The 25,656-nt window shown below is 73.5% G+C and carries 24 protein-coding genes; 11 read left to right on the plus strand and 13 right to left on the minus strand.

The genetic code is table 11. The features are described 5' to 3' along the window. The first annotated feature begins 3 nt into the window (after positions 1 to 3). Entirely contained in the window at positions 4 to 966 is a 963-nt protein-coding gene (locus tag EV190_RS06910) for a phosphatidate cytidylyltransferase (RefSeq protein ID WP_133740624.1), read from the plus strand. A 50-nt stretch (positions 967 to 1,016) separates the two neighbouring features. Here the strand turns inward: EV190_RS06910 and EV190_RS06915 are convergent, their stop codons facing one another. The 3 genes from EV190_RS06915 to EV190_RS06925 form a co-directional block, all read right to left on the minus strand. Next, a complete protein-coding gene (locus EV190_RS06915; protein WP_208113082.1) occupies positions 1,017 to 2,234 on the minus strand; it encodes an MFS transporter in 1,218 nt (405 codons plus the stop codon). Positions 2,235 to 2,670: 436 nt separating this feature from the next. Next, entirely contained in the window at positions 2,671 to 3,069 is a 399-nt protein-coding gene (locus EV190_RS06920; RefSeq protein ID WP_243742408.1) for a hypothetical protein, read from the minus strand. 97 nt (positions 3,070 to 3,166) lie between these two features. Beyond that, positions 3,167 to 4,249 (minus strand): suppressor of fused domain protein, encoded by a 1,083-nt coding sequence (locus EV190_RS06925; RefSeq protein ID WP_133740627.1) that lies wholly within the window; start codon positions 4,247 to 4,249, stop codon positions 3,167 to 3,169. Positions 4,250 to 4,440: 191 nt separating this feature from the next. Between EV190_RS06925 and rlmN the strand changes: the two genes are divergently transcribed. Continuing rightward, positions 4,441 to 5,538: a 23S rRNA (adenine(2503)-C(2))-methyltransferase RlmN gene (gene rlmN / locus EV190_RS06930; RefSeq protein WP_133740628.1), complete on the plus strand. Its 1,098-nt coding sequence runs from the start codon at positions 4,441 to 4,443 to the stop codon at positions 5,536 to 5,538. Between the two features lie 7 nt (positions 5,539 to 5,545). Beyond that, positions 5,546 to 6,016, plus strand: coding sequence for a hypothetical protein (locus EV190_RS06935; RefSeq protein WP_133740629.1), 471 nt, complete (start codon positions 5,546 to 5,548; stop codon positions 6,014 to 6,016). Between the two features lie 77 nt (positions 6,017 to 6,093). On the opposite strand, the gene EV190_RS06940 is transcribed toward EV190_RS06935, so the two are convergent. Together EV190_RS06940 and EV190_RS06945 are read right to left on the minus strand one after the other, a co-directional pair. Beyond that, the gene (locus tag EV190_RS06940; protein ID WP_243742409.1) at positions 6,094 to 6,609 is read right to left on the minus strand and encodes an Lrp/AsnC family transcriptional regulator; all 516 of its coding nucleotides are present in this window, start codon (positions 6,607 to 6,609) and stop codon (positions 6,094 to 6,096) included. Between the two features lie 234 nt (positions 6,610 to 6,843). Then, positions 6,844 to 8,445, minus strand: a complete 1,602-nt coding sequence (locus tag EV190_RS06945; RefSeq protein WP_133740630.1) for a PucR family transcriptional regulator — start codon at positions 8,443 to 8,445, stop codon at positions 6,844 to 6,846. Between the two features lie 175 nt (positions 8,446 to 8,620). On the opposite strand from EV190_RS06945, the gene EV190_RS06950 reads away from it, so the two are divergent. Further along, complete coding sequence (locus EV190_RS06950) at positions 8,621 to 9,913, plus strand: aspartate aminotransferase family protein (RefSeq protein WP_133740631.1); 1,293 nt, start codon at positions 8,621 to 8,623, stop codon at positions 9,911 to 9,913. Positions 9,914 to 10,225: 312 nt separating this feature from the next. On the opposite strand, the gene EV190_RS06955 is transcribed toward EV190_RS06950, so the two are convergent. Beyond that, complete coding sequence (locus EV190_RS06955) at positions 10,226 to 10,390, minus strand: hypothetical protein (protein WP_394345498.1); 165 nt, start codon at positions 10,388 to 10,390, stop codon at positions 10,226 to 10,228. A 978-nt stretch (positions 10,391 to 11,368) separates the two neighbouring features. Between EV190_RS06955 and EV190_RS06960 the strand changes: the two genes are divergently transcribed. The 4 genes from EV190_RS06960 to EV190_RS06975 all read left to right on the plus strand — a co-directional run bounded on the left by EV190_RS06960 (position 11,369) and on the right by EV190_RS06975 (position 17,938). Beyond that, a complete protein-coding gene (locus tag EV190_RS06960) occupies positions 11,369 to 12,397 on the plus strand; it encodes a hypothetical protein (protein WP_133740632.1) in 1,029 nt (342 codons plus the stop codon). A gap of 249 nt (positions 12,398 to 12,646) precedes the next feature. Then, positions 12,647 to 13,267, plus strand: a complete 621-nt coding sequence (locus EV190_RS23315; protein WP_166655398.1) for a hypothetical protein — start codon at positions 12,647 to 12,649, stop codon at positions 13,265 to 13,267. A gap of 107 nt (positions 13,268 to 13,374) precedes the next feature. Continuing rightward, positions 13,375 to 13,746 (plus strand): hypothetical protein, encoded by a 372-nt coding sequence (locus EV190_RS06970; protein WP_133740633.1) that lies wholly within the window; start codon positions 13,375 to 13,377, stop codon positions 13,744 to 13,746. 238 nt (positions 13,747 to 13,984) lie between these two features. After that, entirely contained in the window at positions 13,985 to 17,938 is a 3,954-nt protein-coding gene (locus tag EV190_RS06975) for an AAA domain-containing protein (RefSeq protein WP_133740634.1), read from the plus strand. A 75-nt stretch (positions 17,939 to 18,013) separates the two neighbouring features. Here the strand turns inward: EV190_RS06975 and EV190_RS06980 are convergent, their stop codons facing one another. Together EV190_RS06980 and pfkB are read right to left on the minus strand one after the other, a co-directional pair. Then, a complete protein-coding gene (locus tag EV190_RS06980; protein WP_133740635.1) occupies positions 18,014 to 18,289 on the minus strand; it encodes an HPr family phosphocarrier protein in 276 nt (91 codons plus the stop codon). A 23-nt stretch (positions 18,290 to 18,312) separates the two neighbouring features. Further along, entirely contained in the window at positions 18,313 to 19,263 is a 951-nt protein-coding gene (pfkB, locus tag EV190_RS06985) for a 1-phosphofructokinase (RefSeq protein ID WP_133740636.1), read from the minus strand. Positions 19,264 to 19,574: 311 nt separating this feature from the next. Between pfkB and EV190_RS06990 the strand changes: the two genes are divergently transcribed. Beyond that, positions 19,575 to 20,459 (plus strand): Fpg/Nei family DNA glycosylase, encoded by an 885-nt coding sequence (locus EV190_RS06990; RefSeq protein WP_133740637.1) that lies wholly within the window; start codon positions 19,575 to 19,577, stop codon positions 20,457 to 20,459. A gap of 71 nt (positions 20,460 to 20,530) precedes the next feature. On the opposite strand, the gene EV190_RS06995 is transcribed toward EV190_RS06990, so the two are convergent. The 5 genes from EV190_RS06995 to EV190_RS07015 all read right to left on the minus strand — a co-directional run bounded on the left by EV190_RS06995 (position 20,531) and on the right by EV190_RS07015 (position 23,936). Continuing rightward, positions 20,531 to 21,073, minus strand: coding sequence for a phospholipase (locus EV190_RS06995; protein WP_133740638.1), 543 nt, complete (start codon positions 21,071 to 21,073; stop codon positions 20,531 to 20,533). A 151-nt stretch (positions 21,074 to 21,224) separates the two neighbouring features. After that, positions 21,225 to 21,677: a hypothetical protein gene (locus EV190_RS07000; RefSeq protein WP_243742410.1), complete on the minus strand. Its 453-nt coding sequence runs from the start codon at positions 21,675 to 21,677 to the stop codon at positions 21,225 to 21,227. Positions 21,678 to 21,790: 113 nt separating this feature from the next. Then, positions 21,791 to 22,369, minus strand: coding sequence for a hypothetical protein (locus tag EV190_RS07005; protein WP_133740640.1), 579 nt, complete (start codon positions 22,367 to 22,369; stop codon positions 21,791 to 21,793). 115 nt (positions 22,370 to 22,484) lie between these two features. Continuing rightward, on the minus strand, positions 22,485 to 23,432 hold the full coding sequence (locus tag EV190_RS07010; RefSeq protein WP_133740641.1) for a DUF72 domain-containing protein: 948 nt from the start codon (positions 23,430 to 23,432) through the stop codon (positions 22,485 to 22,487). A 117-nt stretch (positions 23,433 to 23,549) separates the two neighbouring features. After that, the gene (locus EV190_RS07015; protein ID WP_133740642.1) at positions 23,550 to 23,936 is read right to left on the minus strand and encodes a spore germination protein GerW family protein; all 387 of its coding nucleotides are present in this window, start codon (positions 23,934 to 23,936) and stop codon (positions 23,550 to 23,552) included. 388 nt (positions 23,937 to 24,324) lie between these two features. Here EV190_RS07015 and EV190_RS07020 point away from each other — a divergent pair, with 388 nt between their 5' ends. Next, positions 24,325 to 24,753, plus strand: a complete 429-nt coding sequence (locus EV190_RS07020) for an OsmC family protein (RefSeq protein ID WP_133740643.1) — start codon at positions 24,325 to 24,327, stop codon at positions 24,751 to 24,753. A 144-nt stretch (positions 24,754 to 24,897) separates the two neighbouring features. Next, positions 24,898 to 25,647, plus strand: a complete 750-nt coding sequence (locus tag EV190_RS07025; protein WP_133740644.1) for an SDR family NAD(P)-dependent oxidoreductase — start codon at positions 24,898 to 24,900, stop codon at positions 25,645 to 25,647. The last annotated feature ends 9 nt before the right edge of the window (positions 25,648 to 25,656 follow it).

Genomic DNA, 25,656 nt, shown 5'->3' on the forward strand with positions numbered 1-25,656 from the left:
TCCTTGTCCAACTCCGAATCCTCCGAGGGAGCGCCGCCGGAGCAGCGGCCCGGTGGCGCGTCCCCGCAGGGCGGGACCGGACCGGGAGAGAACGGCGCCGCCGACTCCAACGGCAGGCGGTTCACGCTGCACAAGCCGGACGGGCAGCCCGTACGCACCGGCCGCAACCTGCCGCTCGCCATCGGAAGCGGGGTGGCGCTCGGGGCCCTCGCGTTCGCGGCGATCATGCCCTACCCGCCGCTGTTCACCGTCATCACCTCGATCGCGGTGGTGCTGGGGGTGCGGGAACTGCGCAGGGCCTTCGCCTCGCGCGGCATCCGCATGGCTCTGCCCCCGGTCGTCGCGGGCGGCGTCGCGATACAGGGGGCCGCCTTCTTCGGGGGGCCGATCTGGCTGGTGGGAGCGCTGGCGCTGGCCGCGATCCTCACGCTGGCCTGGCGGCTGCGCGGCGGGGCCGAGGGGTACGTCCGCGACTCGGCGGCGAGCCTCTTCTCCCTGCTGTACCTGCCCTTCCTGCTGAGCACGTGGCTGCTGCTGCTGGCCGCCCCCGACGACGGCCGGCTGCGGCTCATCGCGTTCATCATCGTGACCATCAGCAGCGACATCGGCGGCTACTTCGCCGGGATCCTGCTCGGCCGGCACAAGATGGCCCCGGTGATCAGCCCCAACAAGACCTGGGAGGGCTTCGCCGGGTCGGTCCTGGGCTGCATGATCGCGGGCGGTGTCACCGTCGGCCTCATGCTGGACGGACCGGTCTGGGCCGGCCTGGTGCTCGGGGTCGCGGTGGTCCTGGCGGCGACGGTGGGCGACCTGATCGAGTCGCTCGTCAAGCGCGACTTCGGGATCAAGGACATGGGCAGCTTCATGCCCGGCCACGGCGGTCTGCTGGACCGGGTGGACTCGCTCCTCATCGCGGGCCCGGTCGCGTGGATGGTGCTGACCTTGCTGGTCCCCTCGGCGGGCTGAGAGCGGGCTGTGAGGGGGTGGCCGCGACGCGGCCACCCCCTTCTCCGTGCTCAACGGCGGGTCAGCGAGCGCACGCTCCGGCTGCCCAGCGCGCCCAGGGTGGCCAGGCACAGCAGGACGGCCAGCCCGAGCATGGTGCGCTCCAGCCCGACCGCCTCGGCGACGGGCCCGACCGCGATCTCCCCGACCGGCAGCGCGACGAGCGAGCCGAGCGCGTCGTAGGAGTAGACGCGGGCGAGCCTGTGCGCGGGGATGTTCTGCTGGAGCGAGACCTCCCAGGCCACCCCGAACTGCTCGGTGGCCACGCCCACCAGGAACATGACGGGCACCAGCAGCGGGATGAACGGGGCCTCGGCCAGCACCAGCATCGGCAGCGACTCCAGCAGCATGAGCGCCACCCCGAGGAACAGCGCCCGCCGAGGCTGCCAGCGCGCGGCCAGGAAGCCGCCGGCCAGGGCGCCGGCGGTGGAGCAGGCCATCGCCAGGCCCCAGCCGCCGCGTCCGAAGGTCGCGTCCGCGATGGCGGGCCCCAGGACCACGGTCGCGCCGGACACGCAGGCGTTGACCACCATGAACTGGAGGACGACGATCCACACCCAGGGGCGTGCGACGAACTCGGTCCAGCCGTCGAGGAGGTCCCTGAGTATCCCGGACCGCTCGCCCTCGGAGGGCGGGGCCGGGACCCGCACCGCCGCGAAGCACAGCGCGGCGAGGGCGAACAGGGCGGCGTTGACGGCCAGGGCCGGGCCCGGGCCGACGAACCCGGACACGGCCCCGCCCAGCGACATGCCGATCGTCATCCCCAGCTGACTGCTGGTCCGGACCAGGACGTTGGCGGGGCGCAGGACCGCCTCGGGGACGGTCTGCGGGGTGATCGCGGCCGCGGCGGGGAAGCCGACGGCCGTGGCCGCGCCGTTGAGCATGCTCAGCGTGACGAGCAGCGGCAGCGTGGCGGCGTCCAGCAGGACCAGCGCCGCGATGGCGGCCTGGGAGGACGCGGAGGCCAGGCAGGAGCCCTGGAGCATCAGCGGGCGCGGGAGCCGGTCGGAGAGCGCTCCGCCGAGCAGCAGCAGGGCGACGGTGGCCAGTGAGCGGGCTCCCACCACCAGCCCGAGCCGGGCGACCGAACCGGTGAGGTCCAGGACGGCGAAGGCCAGGGCCACGGTGGCGACGCTGTTCCCCAGGTGGAGCAGGAGCCGCCCGCCGGCCAGGGCGCGGAACGCGGGGAAGCGCAGCGGGGCGGACAGCCGCGCGCCCGGAACCGTCACGACCGTCTCCTTCGCACACCGGGCAGCCTGGAGTATTCCCCGGCATCGGTCAAACGGTTATCGATCCGGGGGCCAGGGAACCTCCGGCGCGGGGGTGGCCCGCGTGCCGGTGCTTCGGGTGGGCCGTCCGGCCTCGCGCCGCGCGGATCGCGAGGCCGCGGCGGGCGGCGACGGCGGGTGCCGGTCGAGGCCGCGCCCACGGCGGCCGTTTCACGTGGTTTCCGTTGGATCGTGGTGTTGTCCCCCCGAAGTCAAGGAACCCCGGGGTCCGACACCGCGATCATCGGACGGGGTCCCCGTGGGGACCGCGAACCGGGTCGCTTCGCACGGCCCCGGCCCCCGCTCGTCGTCGCCGCCCCGGCACCGCGCCGAGCACGAGAGCACCCCGGCGGTCCGGCCGGCGTCGGGAGGAGGGGCCTGCTCGATGATCCCGATGTCAGCGGCCGGGGGAGTCCTCGGTCGTGTCGGCTCCGGCGCCGCTCCCGGTGGGTTCCTCCAGGCGCTGGCCGCAGATGCGGCACCGCAGGGCGTGCTTGGGGTTGGGCGCGTGGCAGGTCGAGCAGGAGAGGGTGCCCACGCCCTCGTCGAGGGCGCGCACCAGCGACCCCAGCCGCTCGTCGGTGGCCGCGGTGTGCGCGGCGCACAGTCCCTCGCAGAACGCCGCCACCTCCTCGGGGCGCAGCGCCACCCGGCGGCCGTCCCTGGTGGTGATCCGGTAGGCGTCGCGCCCCCGGCCCTCGTGGAAGGTCAGCAGCCCTTCCTGCTGGGCCAGGCGGAGCAGGGTGCTCAGGTGGGCGTGGGTACCGCGTTCGAGTAAGGGGAACACGCCGATCATCTTTCGTCCGTGCGGCAGAGAGGAGAACAACAGATTAGCCACTGCCGGGGCACCGTCGCCGGAACCGCTCCGAGGTGCTCCCCGCTCCCCGCCGGGTTCAGCCCAGGATCCAGCTCCGGCCCTCCGCGGCGAGCTTGGCGATCAGGGTCTCGGCGTCGTGCTCCTTGGCGAACAGGCGCTCGGGCTGGGTGATGGGGACCACCCACAGCCAGTTCACCGGATCGCCGTGGAAGGACAGGCCGGACAGGTCCGGCGGCGGAGCCCAACTCGGCCCGGCCAGCACGCCGGGGTCGGACACCAGCAGCACGGCCGTGTGGTTGCCGCGCAGGGGGGAGTCCTCGCCGGACTCCATCCACTTGACGCTGTGGCCGGGGCCGAACCAGGTGACCGCGCGCCACGGGAACGTGCCCAGCCAGCGGAAGATGCGGGCCGCCAGGTGCGCCGGGGTGGTGGTGGCCAGCGCCAGCTCGATCCGCGCGTAGGCGGAGGTGTCGGCCATGTACCGGTCCAGCGTGGGCATCCGCTGGCCGCACATGCCCACCGTGCTCAGCACCGTGTACGGCCGGTCGGGGGTGGGCGGCCGCTCGGAGACGCGGATCAGCGGGTCGTGGCCGTCGGAGACGTCCCAGTAGTGGCCGGCCGGCCCCACGGCCTTGAGGTGGTTGAACACCGAGCGCTGCACGCCGCGCCAGGCTCCGGGGGCCGCGCGCCAGGACCAGTACGCCTCGGCGTGCACCACCCGCGGCCACAGCTGCGCGGCCACGTCGTCCAGCGCCCAGGCGTACGCGCTGCGCCCGATCGCCTCGCGGGAGTACCCCGGCAGGCCGCGGTCGGCCTCGGCCCACCCCGGGATGACCGCGAGCAGCCCGTCGTCGTCCAGCAGCGCCACCCCGTCGCCCTCCTCGAACCAGACCACCCGGAGGCGGTCGGGGTCCAGCTGGGGGCGCCCCTGCGGGTGCCTGGTGAAGTCGGAGGGCATCAGCGGGGCCTGCCCCGCGTACAGCCCGGACGGGTCGCCGGTCTCGGGCGCCATCTCGTGGTTGGCCAGCCAGACCGGGACCCGCACCTGCCCGCGCGGGTCCAGCAGGTAGGCGGCGGTGGTGTGGGAGTCGTACTCCACTATGACGCGGCGGCTGCGGTACGGACTGGTCTCGTCGAGGAGGATCCGCGTCCGGGCCACAGTGTCTCCTCGTCGCCGACTCGCCGCACGGGGTCTCCCGGGCGCCGCATAGTATGGACGGCAGTGCCGGTTCGGGTGGCACCGCCGCTTCCTAGCGAAAACGTCGCAGTGGGCCTAAATTACCGCGAACAGCCCCTCCGCCGCCGCCCCAATGACGACAGACACCTCCTTCCGCGATCTGGATCCACTTCATGCCTGCTGAGCTCACCTTCGTCGCGCCGCGCCGGACCAAACCGCCCCGGCACCTCGCCGACCTCAGCCCGGACGAGCGCCGGGCCGTGGTCACCGAGCTCGGCGAGAAGCCGTTCCGTGCCAAGCAGCTGGCCCAGCACTACTTCGGCCACCTGGAGGCGGACACCGCCCGGATGACCGACCTGCCCGAGGAGTCCCGCGAGCGGCTGGGCGAGGCGCTGCTGCCCCGGCTGCTCACCGTCGTCAAGCACATCACCTGCGACAACGGCATGACCCGCAAGACGCTGTGGCGCGCCTTCGACGGCGTGCTGTTCGAGTCGGTTCTGATGCGCTACCCCGACCGGATCACGCTGTGCGTGTCCTCCCAGGCCGGATGCGGCATGAACTGCCCGTTCTGCGCCACCGGCCAGAACGGGCTCACCCGCAACCTCTCCACCGGCGAGATCGTCGACCAGATCGTCTCGGTCGCCCGGGACCTGGCCCGCGGCGAGGTCGCCGGGGGGCCCGGCCGGATCAGCAACATCGTCTTCATGGGCATGGGCGAGCCGCTGGCCAACTACAAGCGGGTCCTGGAGTCGGTGCGCCGCATCACCGACCCGGTCCCGGGCGGCCTCGGCATCTCCCAGCGGGGTGTCACCGTCTCCACCGTCGGGCTGGTCCCGGCGATCGACAAGCTCATCGCCGAGCGGCTCCAGGTGCGCCTGGCGGTCTCGCTGCACGCCCCCGACGACGAGCTGCGCGACGAGCTCGTCCCGGTGAACAACCGCTGGAAGGTCGCCGAGGTCCTGGACGCCGCCTGGCGCTACGCCGACGTCACGGGCCGCCGCGTCTCCATCGAGTACGCCCTGATCCGCGACATCAACGACCAGGCCTGGCGCGCGGACCTGCTCGGCAGGCTGCTGGCCGGGCACCTGGTGCACGTCAACCTGATCCCGCTGAACCCCACCCCCGGCTCCAAGTGGACCGCCTCGCGCCCCGAGGACGAGCGCGAGTTCGTCCGCCGGATCCAGGCGCACGGGGTCTCGGTGACGGTCCGCGACACCCGGGGGCAGGAGATCGACGGGGCCTGCGGCCAGCTCGCGGCCGCCGAGGACTGACCGGCGCGTGACCGAGACCTGGCTGGCCTTCCTGGTCGCGCTGGCCTCGGCACTGCTGCCGTTCATCAACATCGAGGTCTATCTGGTCGGCGCGGCGGCGCTGGTGCGCGACGGCTGGCTGCCCGCGATGGCGGTGGCCGCGGGGGCGGGCCAGACCCTCGGCAAGATCGCCTACTACTACATGGGCCGGGGCGTGCTCACCACCCCCTGGCTGCGTCGCAAGGCCTCGACGCCGGGCCGGTGGAGCGGGCACGTCATCCGCTGGAAGAAGAAGGCGGAGGGACGCCCGCTGTGGACGGCGGGGCTGGTCGCGGTGAGCTCCTTCGCCAGCGTCCCGCCGTTCATGGTCGTCTCGGTGCTGGCCGGGACCGTGCGCATGCCGCTGGCCGCCTTCGTCGCGGTCACCGCGGTGACCCGCACCGCCCGCTTCCTCCTCCTCGTCTACGCCCCGGGCGCGGCGCTCGCGCTGCTCCCCTGACAGGGGCCGGACGGGGTGCTGCCGTTCGCGGGGTCCCGCCGCCCGGCGGTCCCTGCCGGGGCGTGCCCCCCGAGAGGTCAGCGGGCGCCCGGGGTCCGGGTCCGCCTGCGGGGGGCCAGGTAGAGGAAGCTCTCGGTACCGGTGACCGAGGGGGTCGCCCGGATGCGGGTGAGGATCTCCAGCAGCTGCTCGTCGTCCGCGGCCGCGACCTCGACGAGCAGGTCCAGGGAACCCGCGGTGACCACCACGTCGCCGACCCCCTCCAGCTCGGAGATCGCGTCGGCGACGGCGTCGGGGGCGCCGGCGCATCGGACGCCGACCGTCGCCTGGCGGCCCAGACCCAGCATCACCGGGTCGGTGATCCCCACGACCTGGACCACGCCGGTCTCCAGCAGGCGCTGGACGCGCTGGCGCACTGCGGCCTCGGACAGGCCGACGGCCTTGCCGATGGCCGCGTAGGAGCGGCGCCCGTCCTGCCGCAGCTGCTCGATGATCCGTTTCGCGGTGTCGTCGAGGACCGCGGCGGTCCCGCCCCGGCGTGCCGCAGACGCTGTATCCGGCTGCTCACTGGGGTTTGACCGTCGAATCCGCACAGCCGCCACCTTCGATGATCTTGACGCCAACGCCCTGCGATGTCCGTTTCGGGGGCGCTGACGCCAAGATCATCGAGGGGTTCGACGCAGAACCCGGTAATCGGACCTCGGTCAGCCACCTGTCCCTCTCACGTCTGCTTTTCCGATGGATCTTCGTGAAACGGGTGTTCCGAGCGGTTCGGACAGCAGAAGCAGGAGCCCTCGCGCCACCGTAGCCCCTGGCCGGTCCCGGTGTCACCCGGACAGCCGATCGCGCGCCGAGTCCAGCGCGAGGAGGGCGACGTGCAGCGACAGGCAGGTCTCCACCGACTCCAGGTCCGCGTCCAGCACGTGCGAGATGCGCCGCAGCCGCTCGTAGAAGGCGGGCCGGGACAGGTGCGCCGTGGAGGCGGCCAGCGCCTTGTTGCGGCCCGAGTCCAGGTAGTGCCGCAGTATCGGGGTCAGGGCCGCGCCGTGCCGGGCGTCGTAGGCCAGCAGCGGCCCCAGTTCGCGCTCGACGTAGGTCTGGAGCCGCTCGTCGTCGCGGAACAGGTGCAGCAGCCCGCGCAGGCGCAGGTCGGGCAGCTGGTAGTAGAGCCGGTCGCCGGGCTGGTGAAGCGCCACGTCACCCACCTGGCGGGCCTCCAGGAAGGAGCGCCTGACCTGGCGGATGTCCTCGGTGCGCGACCCCGCCGCGATCACCGGGCCGTCGCCGACGCGCTCACGCAGCAGCGGGGCCAGCCGGTCGAGGCAGCCGCCGAGCTCCTCCCGGGGCGGCACCTCCAGCAGGACGCCCACCCGCACGTCGTCCAGCGAGCCGACCAGTGCGGGCAGGCGCGCCTCCCGGCAGGCGCGCGCCGCGCCCTCGGCGAGCCGGGCCTGGGCGGAGGGCCCGGCCCCCGCCTCGGGCAGCCGCAGCACCAGGCCGACCAGGTTGCGGCCGGTGAGCGGGACGCCCGCGGCGCCGGCGCGCACCAGGGCCTCCTCGGGGTCGGAGTAGGCGCGGTCCACGATGCCCGTGATGATCGTGCGGTGCGTCTGGCGCTCCAGGCTCTCCTGGCGCCGCTCCAGCAGCCGTCCCAGCGCCAGCGTCGTGGCCGCGCGTTCCACCAGGACGGTCTGGAGCTGGGTGGGTGAGGCCCCGCAGACGAGGACGAGCCGCCCCCAGTCGAGGCCGCGCGCGCCCACCACGGTGACTAGCCAGCCCGACGCCGGGTCGTGGAGAGTCCGCTCGGTGCTGGGCACCGCTCGCGAGCGGTCCTCCCAGGAGGCGAGGAGGAGGCCCGGGTCCTCCCCGTTGGGGTCGCAGCCGAGCACCTGGTGGGTGAGGTTCTCCAGGACCACGGGGCACCCCGACAGCCGCGCGGCCTCCCGGAGCACCCGGTCGGGCCGGGCGCCCTCCACGGACAGGCCGGTGAACACCTCGTGCAGCCGCTCGGACTCGCGCAGCTCCTCCAGCCGCTCGCTGAGCACCCGGCTGTGCACGGCCTCGGTGATCTCCACGAACCGGGCCTCGCGGTCCAGCGAGATGACGGGCATGCCCACGTCGAGGGCGGCCTCGAGCAGCGCCTCGGGCAGCCGGGAGTGGTACTTGCGCCCCAGTTCCACGGCGATCCCGCTGACCCCGACCGCGGCCAGGTCCGTGACGTAGCGGCGCAGCGCCTCGTCGTCGTCCGGCATCGCGATCCCGGTGGTCAGGACGAGCTCGCCACCGCGCAGCAGGTGCGCCAGGTCGGTGACCTCCGCGATGTGCACCCAGCGCACGGCGACGTCCAGCCGGTCCGACCCCGCCACGACCCGGGGGCGGGCGTGCCGCAGGGCGGGGAGCGCGAGGACGTCGGCGAGTGAGGGCAGCACAGGCCGAGTGTACAAACCGGGTGACCGCCGTCACCGGTGATCGCGGCCGGGGCCGCCGAGCACGGGGACGACGCGCCGCGGGCGCCCCACCCGCTTTCGCGGGGTGTGGGCCGTTCTGTCGGGAAACATCGGTCTGGTGCTGGTCAAGGCGGGGCGGGGCGGTGAGACTGGGAGCATGTCGGATCTGCTCGCGCGCCACCGCGCGGTCATGCCCTCGTGGCTGGCCCTGTACTACGAAACGCCCATCGAGATCGTCAGCGGCAAGGGCAACCGTGTCGTCGACGCGGACGGCAACACCTATCTCGACTTCTTCGCCGGGATCGCCACCAACATGCTCGGCTACGACGTGGCCGAGGTCCGCGAGGCCGTCGAGACCCAACTGGCCCGGGGGGTCGCGCACACCTCCACCCTCTACCTCCTGCGCGGGCAGGTGGAGCTGGCCGAGAAGATCGCCCGGCTCTCCGGGATCCCTGACGCCAGGGTGTTCTTCACCAACTCCGGCACCGAGGCCAACGAGACGGCGCTGCTCCTGGCCACCCACGCGCGCGGCACCGACCAGGTTCTGGCCATGCGCAACAGTTACCACGGCCGCTCGTACGGCACCACCGCCGTCACCGGGAACCGGGGGTGGAAGAACTCCTCGCTGTCCCCGCTCAACGTGCACTACCTGCACGGCACCGACCGCGACCGCCCGGCCTTCGCGAAGCTGTCCGACGCCGAGTACGTCGACGCCTGCGTGGCCGACCTGCGCGACGTCCTGGCCACCGCGACCGCGTCCGGCGTGGCCTGCCTGATCGCCGAGCCCGTCCAGGGTGTCGGCGGGATCGCGACGGCCCCCGACGGCCTGTTCGCGGCCTACAAGGAGGTCCTGGACGAGCAGGGGATCCTGTTCGTCTCCGACGAGGTGCAGACCGGCTGGGGCCGCACCGGCTCCAGCTTCTGGGGGATCGGCGGCCACGGGGTCGCCCCGGACATGATGAGCTTCGCCAAGGGGTTGGGCAACGGCTTCGCCATCGGCGGCGTGGTGGCCCGCGGGGACCTGATGGACGCCCTGCCCGCCAACGGGCTCGCGACCTTCGGCGGCAACCCCGTCGCCACGGCGGCGGCCAACGCCACCCTGGACTACGTCCTGGACCACGACCTCCAGGCCAACGCGGCGCGGATGGGCTCGCTGCTGCTGGAGCGCCTCTCGCCGCTGGAGCGGCTGCCCGCCGTGGGCGCGGTGCGCGGCAGGGGGCTGATGCTCGCCGTGGACATGGTCGACCCGGGCAGCGGCGCGCCCGACCCGGAGCTGGCCGCCGCCGTCCTGGAGCGCACCCGCGAGCTCGGGCTTCTCGTCGGCAAGGGCGGCCTGCACGGCCACACCCTGCGGATGGCTCCGCCGCTCACCCTCTGCGCGGAGGAGGCGCTGGAGGGCGCGGGCATCCTCGTGGAGGCCGTCACCTCGGTCGGCGGCTCGGCCGTCTGACCGGCCCGCGGACGGCGGCGCCCCGCCACCGGGAGGAGCGGGCCCCGGACGGGTAGCGGAACTCCACCGGGACCGGTGAAGTTCTCCTACTCACGGTCGTACGGACGCTACACGGAGTACCGTGGTCCCCGGAGTCCCGCGCCGCGGTGCGGCGCGGGACGGCCGAAGGCCGGCGTGCTCGCGCACCCCTCCTCCCGGGGCGGCGAGCACGTCAACGGGAAGCGCTCCGGGGCCACACCCCTCCTTGGCCCCGGAGCGCTCTCTGTCTCGATCCGGCCTTCCCGCTTCGCGGCGCGCCTCCCCGTGAGGGGGTCAGTGGGCCGCGAACATGTGGTCGAACATGCTCGCGCGGCGATGGTCGGCGGCGATCTCCGCGCACTCGGCGCAGCCGTACACCTCGGTTCCGTCGGGCAGCTCGCCCAGTGGATCTCGCGGCCGTGGCCACCGCGTGTGGCAGACCGCGCAGGCATCCCCCATGACTTGCGCTTTCGTCAGTGACCCTGGATCGAAGACCTCGTCGTCGCCGCTCTCGGCGGCGGTTGTCCCGCGATCGCACATGGTGCTCAGACCGCTCAACGTCCCTGCTCCCCCCGTGGTTTAGGACAGTCGCGGGCCAATAGTTATCGGCATCTGGAATTCAAGCAGACGTTGAGCGCTTCCGGAATAGCCAAGACCAAATTTTGTGACTATGGGCTTGGTAATAATAACTCTAAGTAGCCATAAGGTGAGCGTGGCGGCCTGTCTCTTCATGAATCAGTCGACATGTCAGACATGGGAAGCCGTCCGGGACGGTGGGAGGCGCCCCTCGGGGGCATTTCGGTCAGCGGGCCGGGCGGGGGCCGCCGGAGGGGGCGGGACGCGGGGCGGCCTCGTCCGTCCCCCGCGCCGGGTCACGCGGCGGTCGTGGTGGGGCTCCGGGCCGGGGGCCGGACCGCCGGGGGAAGAGGCCGGTCCGGCGGTGCGGTTTCCGTGGTCCGGACGAGTGCAATTGCCTCGGATCCCTGATCGGCGGCGGTACTGCTCAAGGAGAAAGGTGTTTCGGGAGAAGGCTCCGATGCTTTACGGGAATACGCCCTCCGAAATCGTACCGGCCTTTGTTCCTCTCCCGTTATGCGAGGTTTTCGGGGCGCTCGGCACGGCCGGAGGCGTCAGCGCGTATTTTCCCAGGAGCTCGGTGGCAGTCCGCATTATCGATGATCTTGGTGTTAATCGGCTCTCACCTGTGGTCTTCGTTATCGGACGGCCCCGGGAAGAGACGGGGAAGGGGCCGGGGGCCTTCCCCGCCGGCCGGCGGACGGGTTGGCCGAGGAAGTGGAATGTCTGGTCGGGGTGGTGCGTTAGAGGTCACGGACGTCGCCCGGAGTGGGGAGCGGCGGGGGCGCGGGAGCGGAGTCGGGGGGTTCTTCTCCCGCGCCCGCACAGGGGGTCGGGTCCGGGGGGACGATGGTCAGGATCATGGTGAAAGCGGCTGCCGCGGGTGCGGCCGTGGTGTTCGCGGTGCTCTCGGTTCCGCCGGCCGCGGCCGACGGAACCGACGGCGGGGGAGCGCCGGACCCGCTCGCGGCCGAGCTCGGCGGTGATCCGGCCCCCGAGATCCTCGAGGCGGTGCGGGAGGGTCGACCCCTCGTGCACCCGCGGGTCTCCGACCGGTTCCCGTCGATCACCGCGGACTCCGTCGCCGGCGTCCTCGGGGAGGACACGACCACCCGGGTCGCCGTGCTCCCCGCGGTGGAGGCCGATCCGGACGCGGTCGCCGAGGACATGCACGAGGGGCGGGCCGAGGGGGCGGCCGTCCTCTACGTCTGGCACGACGGGGGCTTCCGGCCCCACCTGGCGGGGAGAGGGGACGGGGCCGGTCCGAAGGGGGCGCTCGCCACCGTCGGCTCATGGGCGGCCCCCGGCGAGCTGCTCCGGAGCCTGGCGCAGCTGGAGACGGTGCTGCGCGGGGACGTCATCTCCAGGGCCGCGGAGTCGCTGGCCGACTCGCCGCTGCACGTGCCCCCCTGCCTGAGGACCGACCTGGGGGCGGCCCGCGCCGAGGAGCTGGCCGATCGGTTCGCCGCGGTCCCCGCCCGGGTCAGGGTGGCGCTGCTGCCCAGCGAAGCGGTGGAGTACGAGAGCGCGGTGGCGCGGCGGGGATCGGGGAACGTCGCCGAGCTGGTGCAGGGCGAGAGCGACATGCCGGTCATCGTCTACCTGGTCGACCCCGGCGGCCGCGTCGTCTCCAGTGCCGCGAGCGGCCGGGTGTCCAACGACCGGTTCGGTCTGCGCGGAGACGACCTGGCGGGCCTGGCCAACAGCGTCAGGGACCGCGACAGCGCCGACACCACCCTGACGAACCTGCTTCGGAGGCTGGGCGGCGGCGACGACGGCGGGAGCGCCGCCTTCGACCGGGCGGCCGAGTTCCTCATCTACGCGGCCCCCTTCCTCGCGCTCGTGGGCCTGGTGCTCGTCCTGCCCTCCCGCCGCGCGGAGCGGGACTGACCGGATCCGGCCGCGGCCCGCAGGGGAGAGGCGCCCCCCTCGGCCGTGACCTCGGTCTTCCACGCCGTCCGCGCCCGATTGTTAAGTGACTTAGTAACTACTCTATGGTTTGAATTCTTTTTTTCGACCGAACCCCTGCGCAAGTCGCGCGCGGCCGAATATTCTCACTGCTGTCCCGAAGCGATGACGTTTGCGGCGAAGCTGTTCAATTCGAAACGGCGAGCTGTACCGACACAGTGAAGGAACACGGTGTTCGCGATCGACGGCGACCTGAAGGCGATCCTGGAGATTCCCGGCGCGCGGAGCATATCCCTGCTGGATTCGGGCCGTGTCGTGGCCGAATTCGGCCACGACACCGCGTTTCCCCGGGAGGAGAACCGGGGAGCGGCAGGCGTCGTTCACGCGATCGCCGATAATCCGGCGTTCGTTTCGATGGAGATCGCCGGGGCCCTGGAGGACCTGGTGCTCACCACCCGGTACGAGTACCTGCTCGTGGCGGTCGTGCGGGTGCCGGGCCGCTCGCGCTGCCGGCTCCAGCTCCGGCTGGACCGGGGCGGCGGCAACCTCGCGCTCGGACGACAGGCGCTGCGTCGCCTGGCCGCGCGGCTGGGGGCGGACGCCGACGCGGGGCCGCCCGCCTGGACGGGGGGTCCGCTCCCCAGGCGGCGGTACGCGGTGGGCGGGGCCGACGGCGGCGCGGTGTCGCTCCGGCGGGCCCCGAACCCGGGCCGGCCGGCGCGAGGCACGGGAGGGGGGTGGTCCCCGCCGGACCGGGCCACCCTCGAACGAGTGCTCGGCGCGTTGAGGTCCCTGTGCGCGCCCCCGGCCGGACTGCCGGGGCGCGTCATGGTCAGGGCCGAGGCGACCTGAGGGTGCGGATCATCCGGCGCATCGAGAAGTTGCTGGTGAAGCGGTCGGAACAGCGGAGCGGACCACCGGAACCGACGTACTCGCCCCCCAACGGAAAAGGACTGACCATGGCTGACCTGGACACCGGACTCAAGGAAATGATGGCGATCGGAGGCGCGATCGCCGCTTCTGTGGTCGACTACGGGAGCGGGATGGCCCTGGGCTCCCTGACCACCGCCCAGAACCTCGACGTCACGGTCGCCTCGGCCGGGAACACCGAGGTGGTGCGGGCCAAGGTGCGCACCATCGACCAACTCGGCATCAACGACGCGATCGAGGACATCCTCATCACGCTGGGGAAGCAGTACCACATCATCCGGCCGCTCAGCAGCCGGAAGGGGCAGGGGCTCTTCATCTACCTGGCGCTGGACCGGGGCCGCGCGAACCTGGCGATGGCCCGCCACCAGCTTCGCGGTATCGAGGAGGGCCTCGACATCTGACCCCGGGACCAGGACCGCGCCCACGCGGGACTCCCCCTCCGGCGCGGCCGGGGCAGGGGAGTCCTTGTTTTTTCGGATATTCCCCACGCGCGGGGCCGCCGATCGCGACAATGCAATTGGTTGCTTTACGTGATGAATTCATCACTTGGTGACACGGTCGGGTCGGTCAGCGGGGAGTCCAGGGGTGCCGCGTGCGGTCAATTCACATACTTCAGACACCGTTCGGGGCGGGCGCGCCATGAGGAGGTGGGAGCGCAGAGCGCTGCTCGTGGCGGTCACCGGGACGGTGGGCGCCGTGGTCCGGCGCGACGGAGCCGGGGCGCAGAACAGGGCGCTGCGTTCGGCGCTGACCGGCGCGGCCTTCGACGAGGTCCGCACCCTGACCGATCCGGGCCGGTCACGACTGCTGGAGGGACTGCGCTCCTTCTTCGCCGCGGCGGGACCGGCCGACGTCCTCGTCCTCGCGCTGAACGGGGGGATCGTCAAGACCGGGGAGGGCGCCCTGTACTTCCCGGCCGCGCCGGAGGGGCGCCGCCCCGGGCACGACGCGGTCGAACTGGCCGCCGTGGGCGCGGCGATCCGCGAGGGAGCGGCGCGCTCCACGGTCGTGCTGCTCGGCTGCCACTACAGCGGCTGGTCCGACGACGGCCCGGACGGGCGCACCCGGACGGTCCCCCGGCTCGACATCCGCCGGGTGTTCCCCGCGGACCGGTGCGTCGTCATCGCCGACACCGCGGCCGACCGCGTCCACCGGGCCGATGGCACGGCCGTCTCCTTCGCCCTGAGCGTGGCGGACGCGCTCGGGGGCGCGGCGCCCGACCGCGACGGCGACGGCTGGATCGACACCGCCGACCTGGACGAGTACCTGCGCTCCGCCTTCGACGGGACCGGCTGCCCGCCCGCGCTCATCACCGGAGCGGAGCCCGTACCCCTGGCGCGGGCCCGCGTGGAGGGGGCCGGGGCGCCGCCCGCGGACCCCGAGCCGCCCCCGACACCCCCCGTGGAGAGCGGCGCCGACGCGGACCTGGCCGCCGAGATCGAGGTTCTCACCGCCGGGCTGCTCTGGGAGTGCCGAACCGCGCGGGAGCTGCGCGACCGACTCCGGATCGAACTGCCGTCGACCGGGCTGGCCCCCGAACTCGCGGCCGAGACCGCCGCCGCGGTCGAACTCCTGCTGGTGGACGGCGACGACCCGGACCGGACCGAGCCCAGGGAGTTCCCCGGACGGGGGCCCGACCCCGAGACCGAGGTCGCGGCGTTCGGCGCCGCCGCCGCGGCGCTCGCCCTGCGGCTGCGGCGCGACCGCGAGGCCGACGCCGCCCACGAGACGGTCCGGGCGCCCGCGGCCCCGCCGGAGCGGGTCGAGCCGCTGGACGAGGGGCGGTGGCGTCTCCTCCTGGCCCACCACCGTGAAGCCCTGGTGAGGACCGAGGTGCGCACGCACCTGTTCGACCCCGCCGATCCGGACGGCTGGGTGGTCCTCCCGGCCCGAAGGGAGTCCCTGATCAGCGGTGCCGCCGACGCGGTGGCGGCCACCCGCGCCGTCCTGCGCCTGGCCGATGCCGCGGCCCGGTGCGGGCAGGCGCTGCGCTACGGCTACCCGATGGTCCTGGAGCGGGGGGTCTCCGAAAGCGGGGACGTCCCGTCCCAGCGGGCGGCCCCGCTGTTCGTCATGGACGTCGAGGTCCGCCCCGGGGACGACGAGCCGGTGCTGCGCGCGCTCGGGCCGCCGGAGGTCAACCCCGCGCTCGTGGCCGCGGACGCCGAACACGAGCCGCTGCGCGCCTGGTGGCGCGCCCAGCGCGGGAAGGGCGGCGTACGCGACCTCGCGGCCACGACCAGGCTGGTGCTGGCCCACCTGGGCATCGATCGGGTGGACGACATCGACACCCGCGCGCTGGGCGGCGGGTTCGACCGCGCCGGGACGCGGCCGGGAGCCCGCAACGTCGCCGTCGTGTTCCGCGCCGGAGCGGAGGCGGTCAGCCCGCTGCTCGACGACCTCGACGACACCTCCGACGACGGGTTGGACGTGGCGCGCGTCGGGGAGACGGCACTGGACTGCCTCACCGGTGGGCCCGGACCCGGGGCCGGGAGCGCCGCGCCGGTCCTGCCCGTCGCCGCGACCGCCCTGAGCGAGTCCCACCACCGGGTGCTGGAGGCGGTGATGAACCGCCGTCTCACGGTGGTGGCGGCCCCGCCCGGAACCGGGGCCGACGCGCTCGTGACGGCCGTCGCGCACACCGCGGTCGCGGCCGGCCAGAGTGTGCTCTACGCCGGGCCGGACCGGGCCGCCGCCGACGCCTTCGCCGCCCGCGCGGGCGCGGAGGCGGGCGTGGACCACCTGGTCGTGCGTACCGGCGGGCCCGAGCTGCTGGAGGCCGAGGCCGAGTTCCTGAAGGGGCTGCCGCACACCGGGGGGGAGGAGGATCCGGCGGGGTGGTGGGCGGAGGCGAGCCGGACCTGGGCCGCGTCGTGCGTCGCACGGCTGGCCATCGACGCGATCTCGCGGACCGAGCGCGATCTCGCGCTCCTGGCGGACGCGCGCGGCCGGATCGTCGCCGCGGGCTGGGACCCCGAGGCGCTGTTCCGCGGCAGAAGACCGCAGGACTGGCTGCGCCTGGTGGAACGGGGGAGCGGCCGGTTCGGGATCGACCGCTTCCGGCGCTCGGTCGTCCGGCGGCGCCTGGGGGCGCTCGTCACCCCCGAGGACCTGGCGCGGGTGTGCGAGATCGCCCGGGTCGAGGCGGCCTGGAGGGCCGCGGTCGACGTGTGGCGCCGCACGACCGCGCTGGAGGAGCTCTACGGGGACCTGGAGGAGGCCGCGGCCGCGCACCGGGACACGGCGACCGGGTACCTGGCGGCGGTGGTGGAGCGTCGGCGGGCCGAGGGGTACCAGGCCCTCGCCGGCCGCCTGGAGTGCCTGAACTGGCGGTCGGAGGACTTTGCCTGGCCCGGGCTGGAGCAGTCGCTCACCGCGGTCCCGGCCCGGGCGGTGGAGGTGGGCCGGGCGCGCTGGCTGCCCCCGAGGGCGGGGATGTTCGACCTGGTGATCCTCGACGCGGCGGACCGGTGCGGGGTCGCGGCCGCGCTGCCGCTGCTGTACCGGGCACGGCGCGTGCTGGCCGTCGGCGACCCGGCGCGCCGCGCGCCCGCCCGGGTCCCGGCCGAGGAGGCCGGCCGCGGCGCCCGTTCCGACGCGGTTCCGCGCTGGATCGCCGAGCGCGCGCTGGGCGGCCCCGGGACCTCGGCGTACCGCGCGCTGGCGCGGGCCGGGACCGAGGCGGGCGGGCGGGTGCTGTGGCTGGACGAGCACGACCGCTCCCACCCGCTGCTCGCGGAGACGGCCGACCGGTACGGCTACGGCGGCCGGTCGGCCGTGCTCACCGACACCCGCGCGCTGGCGTGCGCCGACCGGCCCGTGCGGTGGCACGACGCGGTGGGCGAGTGCGAGCGGGAGGGCTGGGGCTCCTTCGTCAACCGGGAGGAGGCGTACCGGGCGGTGGGGGTGCTGGCGGAACTGGACGCGCGGCTGCCCGAGCGGATGGAGTTGGGCGTGGCCAGCCCGTTCTTCCGGCAGCGCGCGCTGCTGCGCCGGCTGGTGGACCGCAGGCTGCTGCGCGAGGTGCGGATCGAGGCGCCGCACGCGTTCGGTCCGCGCCCGTGCGACGTGCTCGTGGTGTCCCCCGTGCTGAGCGGGGCGGGGGCGAGGAGTCCGACGGCGCGGGACCTGTCCGGGCCCGAACGGTGGAACCCGGTCCTGACCGCGGCGGTCGGGCTGCTCGCCGTGGTGGGGGACCGCGGCTTCTGGCGCGGCGCCGGCGGGGTCCTGGCCACCCTCGCGGACCTGGCGGAGGAGCCGCCCGGCGCCGATCCGGACCAGGCCCTGGCCGCCCTGGCCGCCGCGCTGCGGCGGGTGTCGGGCGGGGTCGACCTCGCCCCCGTGGTGCGGGGCCACCGCGTGGACCTGAGGGTGGACACCCCGGACGGTCCGGTCCTGGTCCTGGTGGACCGCACCGGCGACGGCCGCGGGCTGCGCCGGCTGCTCAAGCGCCTGCACCGGCTCCGGGAGGTGACGGGACTGCCGGTCCTGCGCGCCCCGGTCTGGCGCTGCCTGCACGCCCCCGAAGCCCTGGCCGAGGAGGTCGTGCTGGCCGGGGGGAGAGGCTCCGCCGCCGGCCCCGACGGTGCCTGAGACGGAGGAACCCCCGCCGGAGGGGGGCAACGGCGGGGGTCGTGCGCGTGTCCGGGGGCTCCCGAACGGAACAGGTCAGGCGGCGGCCGCGTCGTGGTCGATCTCGAGCAGGCGGACGAGGTCGTCCAGGGCGGCCTCGGCGCCGTCGCCCTCGGCGGTCAGGGTGACCTTGGCGCCGTTGCCCGCGCCCAGGGCCATGACGGACAGCAGGCTGCGGGCGTCGACGGGGGCGCCGTCCTCCTTGGCGATGGTGACGGCCAGGCCGGTCGCGGTGGCCGCCTGCACGAACAGGGTGGCGGGACGGGCGTGCAGGCCGACGGAGGAGCCGATGGTCGCGGTTCGCTGGGGCATGTCTTCTCCTTTGGGGGGACGGGTCAGAGTTCCTTGATGATCAGTGCGGGGTCGGGGTCCTCGACGATGTCGACCGCGGCGGGGTCGATCTCGTCGGGGCCCGGGACGGTCGTTCCGGGAAGCGCCACGGCGGCCGCTCCCCACGCCACCGCGCTGCGCAGCCGCTCCGACGGGGCGGCCTCGCGCGCGGACAGGTATCCGGCCAGCGAGCAGTCGCCCGCGCCGACCGTGCTGCGCGGCACCACTTGGGGGCCCCGGGCGAGCCACGAGTGCTCGCGGCGCACCAGGAGCGCGCCGTGGGCGCCCAGGGTCACCAGCACGGCCTCGTTGCCCCAGTCCAGGACCTCCCGCGCGCCGGACACGACGTCTCCGACGGTGGGAAGTTCGCGGCCGAGGAGCTCGGACAGCTCCTCCTGGTTGGGCTTGAGCAGCGACAGGGAGCCGGAGCGGGCCGCGGTCTCCAGCGGGGTGCCGGAGGTGTCGAGGGCGACCGGGACGCCGCGCTCGGCGGCGCGGCGGGCCAGACGCACGTAGAAGTCCCCGGAGACTCCCGAGGGGAGGCTTCCGCTGGCCACCAGCCAGCGCGGCTCCTCGGCGAGCCCGGTGTCCACGGCCGCCAGGAGCGCGTCCGTCTCGGCCTCGCTCAGCGCGGGGCCCGAGACGTTGAGCTTGGTGGTGGTGCCGTCGGTCTCGGTCACGGTGATGTTGCTGCGGGTCGCACCGGAGATGGGCACGGCCACGGCGGACACACCGCCCTCCGCGAGGAGATCGGTGAGCTGGGCGCCTTCGGCCCCGCCGACCGGAAGCACCGCGCTGGTGGCGACGCCGTGGCGGCACAGTGCCCGCGAGACGTTCACCCCTTTGCCGCCGGCCTCGGCCCGCGCGACGCGAGCCCGAAGGACCTCTCCGCGTACCAGAGCGTCGATCTCCAGGGTTCGGTCGACGCTGGGGTTGGGGGTGACGGTAAGGATCATGCGTACTCGTTTCATGGTCCGGCGGCCTGGGGTTCGCACACCGGGGACCGCCGGTGGCGTTCAGGGGCTGGCATGCCGCGCCAATACTCGCTTTCCGTGGGGCTTTGGCTTGGTTTCGTGTGTGTTTCTATTTGAATATGTCTGATTGTGTGGTGATGTCAAGAGGTCTGGCAAAAACAGGCCACCGAAAATACGAGGACAGGTGTTCGATCCGAGGGGTCCGGAGGCCCCGTCGAAGGCGGGGATAGGGTGCGAATCGGCCGGGCGGCCGCACCCATGGCCTGGCGACGACTGCGGGAGAGGACGGCACGGTGCCCGAAGGCCACATGCTGCACCGGTTGGCGAACCACTTCGCCGAGTTCTACGGAGGCCGGCGGTTGCGCGTCTCCAGCCCCCAGGGCCGCTTCGCGGAGGGGGCGGCCCGGATCGACGGACGGGTCATGGCCGAGGCGGAGGCGTACGGCAAGCATCTGTTCCTGGGGTTCGGCCACGGCGAGTGGCTCCGGATCCACTTGGGCCTCTACGGGGCCCTGACCTTCGGCGACGCCGACGGCGAGTACGGTCTGGCGATGCCGCGAGAGGCGGTCCCGGGCGCCTCGCGGACACCCGCGCGCGATGCCGACGGCTTTTTCGCGGCGCCGCCGCCCGTCGGCGCGGTGCGGGTCCGGCTCGTCGCGGCCGACAGCTGGGTCGACCTGCGCGGCCCCTCGGCCTGCGAGGTCCTGGACGAAGCGGGCAAGCGGGCGGTCCAGGACCGGCTGGGCCCCGACCCGCTGCGCGCGGACGCCGACCCCGAACGGGCGTGGCGGACGGTCGGCAGGTCCCGCAGCACGATCGCGGCGCTGCTGATGCGCCAGGACGTCATCGCGGGGGTCGGCAACATCTACCGCGCCGAGGCGCTGTTCCGGGCCGGTGTCGAACCGCACCGCGCCGGACGCGACCTGACCCGCGCCGAATGGGACGCGCTGTGGGCGGACCTGACCGGCCTGCTGGAGGCGGGCGTGGAGTGCGGCCGCATCGTCACCACCCGGCCCGAGGACCGGGGCGACCCCGCCGCCGACCCGGTTCCGCGCGAGGAGTCCTTCTACGTCTGCTACCGCACCGGTGAACCGTGCCGTCGGTGCGGCGCGCCGATCCGCTCGGAGCGGCTGGCGGCCCGGACCCTCTACTGGTGCCCGGGCTGCCAGGCGCGGTAGCGGTCCCCGCCGGACCGCGCTCCCCCGGGCGGGCGCCGGGAGGGGCGCGGGACCGGCGGACCCGCGCCCTGCTACCGCGTGGCGTGCGCCGCCAGATGGGCCCGGACGTAGTTCTCGACCCTCTCGTCGACGTTCGCCCTGCTCAGAGCCTCGGCGGTGCTGGAGCTGGAGCCGCCGAACTGCCGCACGGCGCTGTAGTAGATGTTGGCCACGCCCCGGCACAGCGGGTTGCCCCCGCACGAGGAGTACATGTCCTCGCGGAACCGGTCGTCGATGCGCAGCCGGTTCTCCTCGGTGAAGCGGGACTGGAGCTTGTAGTTGCGGTAGCCGAAGTCGTGCCGGTTGCAGCTGGTGGTGAAGTCGTAGCCGAGCGGTGCGTCGGGCGACCACGAGCAGGCGTCGGAGCTCCAGTCCAGCTGGTCGGCGTAGGGCTGCTGGGCCCGGGTGGCGGTGAACGAGGCGAGCGTGTACTCGAACAGGTACTGGTCGGTGACCGTTCGCAGCTGCTTCGGGGTGAGGGCGGCGTGGGCCACTCCCGAGCCGGACAGGACGAGCAGGGCGGCCGCGATCATGCTGATCGCGGCGGAGGCAAGGCGTCGGACGCGAGGACGCATGTGCGGTGGGACCTTCCGTCAGGAGACGCGACCCCTGAGTAATAAACGATCGCGGCCGCTCGAGGGAAGTGACGCGCCCGGGACGGAGGGTGACTTCTTGGTGGCTTTCCGGATACCTCGGAGAGGAGGTCCCCCGCTCCGTTCCGGCCGCTCAGCGGGGGGAGACCTCGCTGGTGACCTCCCAGGCGATCTCCTCGGCGAGCTCGTCGGTGAGCTCGGCCCCGTTGAGGCGCTCGGCGAGCAGGCCCGCGTGGTAGACCGCGACCATGCCCTTGTGCTGGGCGTCGGCGGAGCTCATCACCGCGTAGTCGTCCCAGTGGTCCCCGTCCACGGCCAGCACCGCGATGTCGTCGTTGTGCGGGACGGACCCGGGTTCGTGCGCCTCGTACATGTCCCGGATGTGCTCGGCCTCCACCACGGGAACGTCGCGCTCGGCGAGGTACACCTCGGCCAGCACCTCGGCCTGCTCCTCGCCCAGCGACCCGGGGGAGTAGCCGAAGTCCTCCGCGTACTCCGCCAACCGCGCGGCGATCGCCGTGACCTGCCGTTCCACCGCGTCGGCGCCGGCCGCCCCGTAGCTGGAGCGCCGAACCCGATCGGCCAACTCGTGAACGTCCACCGTCCGCCCTTCCCCCGTTGCCCTGCCCGGCCTCCATGGTCCCACTGCTCGGAGGGGCGGCGGACGACGGGTTCGGGGCGGATGGCGGAGAGCCCGGGTCAGCGGCCCTGGAGCGCGTCCAGACCGACGGCCATGGCGATGACCAGGCGGCGGTCGATGTACGGGTTGGGGATGTCGATGGTGTAGCGGTCGCGCAGCCCCCACCTCTTGTCCACCGAGAAGACGACCTCGCCGTTGGCGACGAAGTCGAAGTGGAAGGGAACGTACGAGAAGATCTCGATGAAGCGGCGCAGCACGGCGATCGCGGTGTTGCGCTCCTGCCCGGTGACCTGGCCCAGGTTCGGCTGCTCGAGGTGCCAGGTGGAGCGCAGCAGCGACTGCTTGAAGTCCTTGCGGAACAGGCCGATCGGGGCGCCCGAGGGGTCGGTGACGTCGTAGGTGGCGCCCAGGTCGACGACGCTGCGCGCCTTGAAGCCCAGCACCGGGTACTGCTTGCTGTCGTCGGTGTAGAGGGTGACCTGCTCCTTGAAGGCCAGCCGCTTCTGCTGGGCGAACGCCACCATCGGGCCCTCGCCGCCCTCGGCGTCGGCCGCGTGGATCTGGTACTGGTTCACCATCGGGCGGATCCGCTGGCGCATGATGAGCCGCTGGAGTCCCTGGAGCTGCTGGATGTCCATGTTCGCCCTGTCGTACTCGGGGGGTGGGGGTCCGGCCGCCGTGCGACGGCGGCCGGATAGTGCGACGCGGCGCGGAGGGGGCGGGTTCCCGAAAAGAGGAAAATACACCTGTTTGTTATATTTCGAGGTCCGCGCGTTCCGCGGCCCGCGGTTCCGGGGCCGGGACGACCGGCTGCCCGTCGGCGCGCAGCAGTTCGGCGAACCGCTCGGCGTTGCGCGGGGCGTGGTCGCGCAGGCAGTTGTTGAACAGCACGTGCACGGTGTCCGCGTCCTCGGCGAGGCGGCCCAGCCGGGGCACCCACTCGGCCAGCTCCTCGTCGGAGTAGCGGTAGCCGAACCGCCGCTGCTTGTCCCCGCTCGCCCAGTGTTCGGAGCGGCCGTGGAAGCGCACCACGGCCAGGTCGGAGGTGGCCTCGGCGACCGGCGGGACCGAGCTGGAGTGGCCCTGCGGCATGTCCACGCAGACGTACGGCAGGTCGTTCCCGCGGAGGAAGCCCAGTGTCTCGTCCCTGTTCTCCTCGCTCATCCAGGTGCGGTTGCGGAACTCCACGCACACCCGCATGGGCGCGCACCGGTCCCGGCAGGCCAGCAGGTAGCGCCGGTTGGCCTCTCCGACGGGGAACCACTGCGGGAACTGGAGCAGGATCGCGCCGAGTCTGCCCGCCCGCTCCAGCGGCCGGAGCGCGGCCAGGAAGCGCTCCCACATCTGTTCCACCAGCTCGGGGGCGGTGTCGCGCAGGTACAGGTTGCCCTTGCGGTTGACGGCCCTGCCCGCGGCCGCGCGCAGGTCCACCGGTAGCGCCGAGACCCGGGTGGGGTGGTGGGTGAACAGGGAGAACGCCTTGATGTTGAAGGTGAAGCCGTCGGGGGTCCGCTCCGCCCACAGGTGCGCGGTCCGCTCCGCCGGAGGGGAGTAGTAGGTGGAGTCGACCTCCACGATCGGGAAGCGGGAGGCGTAGTGCGCGAGCCGGTGCGCGGGGGTGGCGGCGTCGGCGGGATACCAGCCGGATTCGACCAGTGAGGGGTCCGTCCACGAAGCCGTTCCTGTTCTGATGTCGCCCATGCCGCGACGCTACCCCCAGTCATCGGAACAATCCCGGGAATCGGGGCGACGGCGCGCCCCGAACGCGATCCACTGATACCCGCGCCGGGCCCGCCGGACCCGGCGGGCGGGTACCGGTCAGCGCCTGAGGGCGGTGCGCACGATCTGCACGGCCGTGATCCCGGCGATCACGGCCAGTGGGACGACCAGCGACTTCACCGGTTCGTGGATCGGTTTGAACACGGCCTGGCCGTCGGCGACCCGGATGTAGCCGACGGGCACCGCCGACACGCCTCCGCCGCCTCCCCCGCCCTCGCCCCGCCCGACACGCCCGGTCCCCGTTCCGGTGCGGCCGCCGAACGCGTACCCGACCCTGGCGATCGGGATGATCGTCACCCCGCCGCACTCGATGGGATCGCCGTGGACCGCGGCCGCCGACGCCCGGGCGCCCAGCTTCGCGGCCAGGGAGTCCAGGAGTTCGCCGGGGGTCGTGGTCCGCTCCGCCGGTGGCCGTGCGTGGATCATCGCCAGTCCTCTCGTGGGCCCGGAAGGGCCGTCGGCCCCGGGCGTTGCGTGGAGCGCACGAGCGTACCCGTCCGGGGCGGGAACGCCGCCGAACCGGGAGCGGTCCGGTGCTCGGTCTCTCCCCGGGGCCGACGGCCGCGACGGGGCCGGTCCCGGGACCGAGACCGGGCCGCCCTGGTCGGGGCGGCGGGTGGTTCGTCATAGACCAATAGGTCTAAACCAATCGTGTGCCGGAAGTGAATCGGCGGCGGGGGCGGGCGAGCGCGGCGCGCCCGCGACGGCCCGGTTGTGAAACCGGGCCCGGAATCGGGGATGATCGGTGCCGTGCGCGCCTTTGGCGGGCACAGCGTCAAGAACAACCGCAGAACCGACATACACGGGAGTTGCCATGCCGATCGTCTCCACCGCGCACGCCGAGTGGGAGGGAAGCCTGTTCGAGGGGAGGGGAACGGTCTTCTTCGACTCGTCGAACCTGCCCCAGCAGGAGGTCAACTGGAAGGCCCGCGCCGAGTCCCACGGCGGGCTGACCAGCCCCGAGGAGCTCATCGGGGCCGCCCACTCGTCCTGCTTCTCCATGGCCCTGAGCAACGGCCTGGCCCAGGCCGGGACCCCGCCGACCAAGCTGCGCACCCAGGCCGACGTGACCTTCCAGCCGGGTGAGGGCATCAAGGGCATCCACATCACCGTCCGCGGCGAGGTCCCCGGCATCTCCGCCGAGGACTTCGTCAAGGCCGCCGAGGACGCCAAGGCCGGCTGCCCGGTGAGCCAGGCCCTGGCCGCCACGCCCATCACCCTGGACGCGGCGCTGGAGCAGTAGCGCCCCGGGGCCGCGTGCGGCCTCCGCCCCCGCCGGACGCGCTGCCCCAGGCGCCGGCGGGGAGACACGCCCTTCCCGGGTCCCGCCCGGCGGACGTCCCGCTGCCTAACGTTGCCGCAGGACGACAGAGGGGAGCGGAGTTCGATGGCGGACTACGGACTGGACGGCAGGGTCGCGGTCGTCACGGGGGCGGCGTCGGGGATCGGCCTGGAGTGCGCCCGGGTGCTCTCGGCGTCGGGGGCGCGGGTCGTCCTCGCCGACATCGACGAGGACGCGGCGGCGCGCGCCGCCGAGGCGCTGCCCGGCGAGGCGCACCCGGTGCGGGTGGACGTCACCGACCCCGACTCCGTCGACGCCATGGCCGCCGCCGCCGTCGAGCGGTTCGGCGGCCTGCACGTGGCCGTCAACAACGCGGGGATCGGCGGAGAGTCCGCGCCCGTGGGCGACCACAGCACCGAGGGGTGGCGCCGGGTGATCGGCGTCAACCTCGACGGGGTCTTCTACTGCACCCGCGCCGCCGTGCGGGCGATGCGCGGGAGCGGCGGCGGCTCGATCGTCAACATGGCCTCCATCCTGGGCGCGGTGGGCTTCGTGAACTCCAGCGCCTACGTGGCGGCCAAGCACGGGGTTGTCGGGCTCACCCGGAGCGCCGCGCTGGAGCACGCGGCCGACGGCATCCGCGTCAACGCCGTGGGACCGGGCTTCATCCGCACCCCGCTGCTGGAGGCCAATCTGGACCGGGAGGCGATGGACGCGCTCGTCGGCCTGCACCCCCTCGGCCGCCTGGGGGCCTCGAAGGAGGTCGCCGAGCTGGTCGGCTGGCTCGCCGGTGACGCGTCGAGCTTCGTCACCGGCTCCTACTACCCGGTGGACGGCGGCTACCTGGCCCGCTGACGCCCCTGC

Source organism: Actinorugispora endophytica (assembly GCF_004363075.1).
Classification (GTDB): Bacteria; Actinomycetota; Actinomycetes; order Streptosporangiales; family Streptosporangiaceae; genus Actinorugispora; species Actinorugispora endophytica.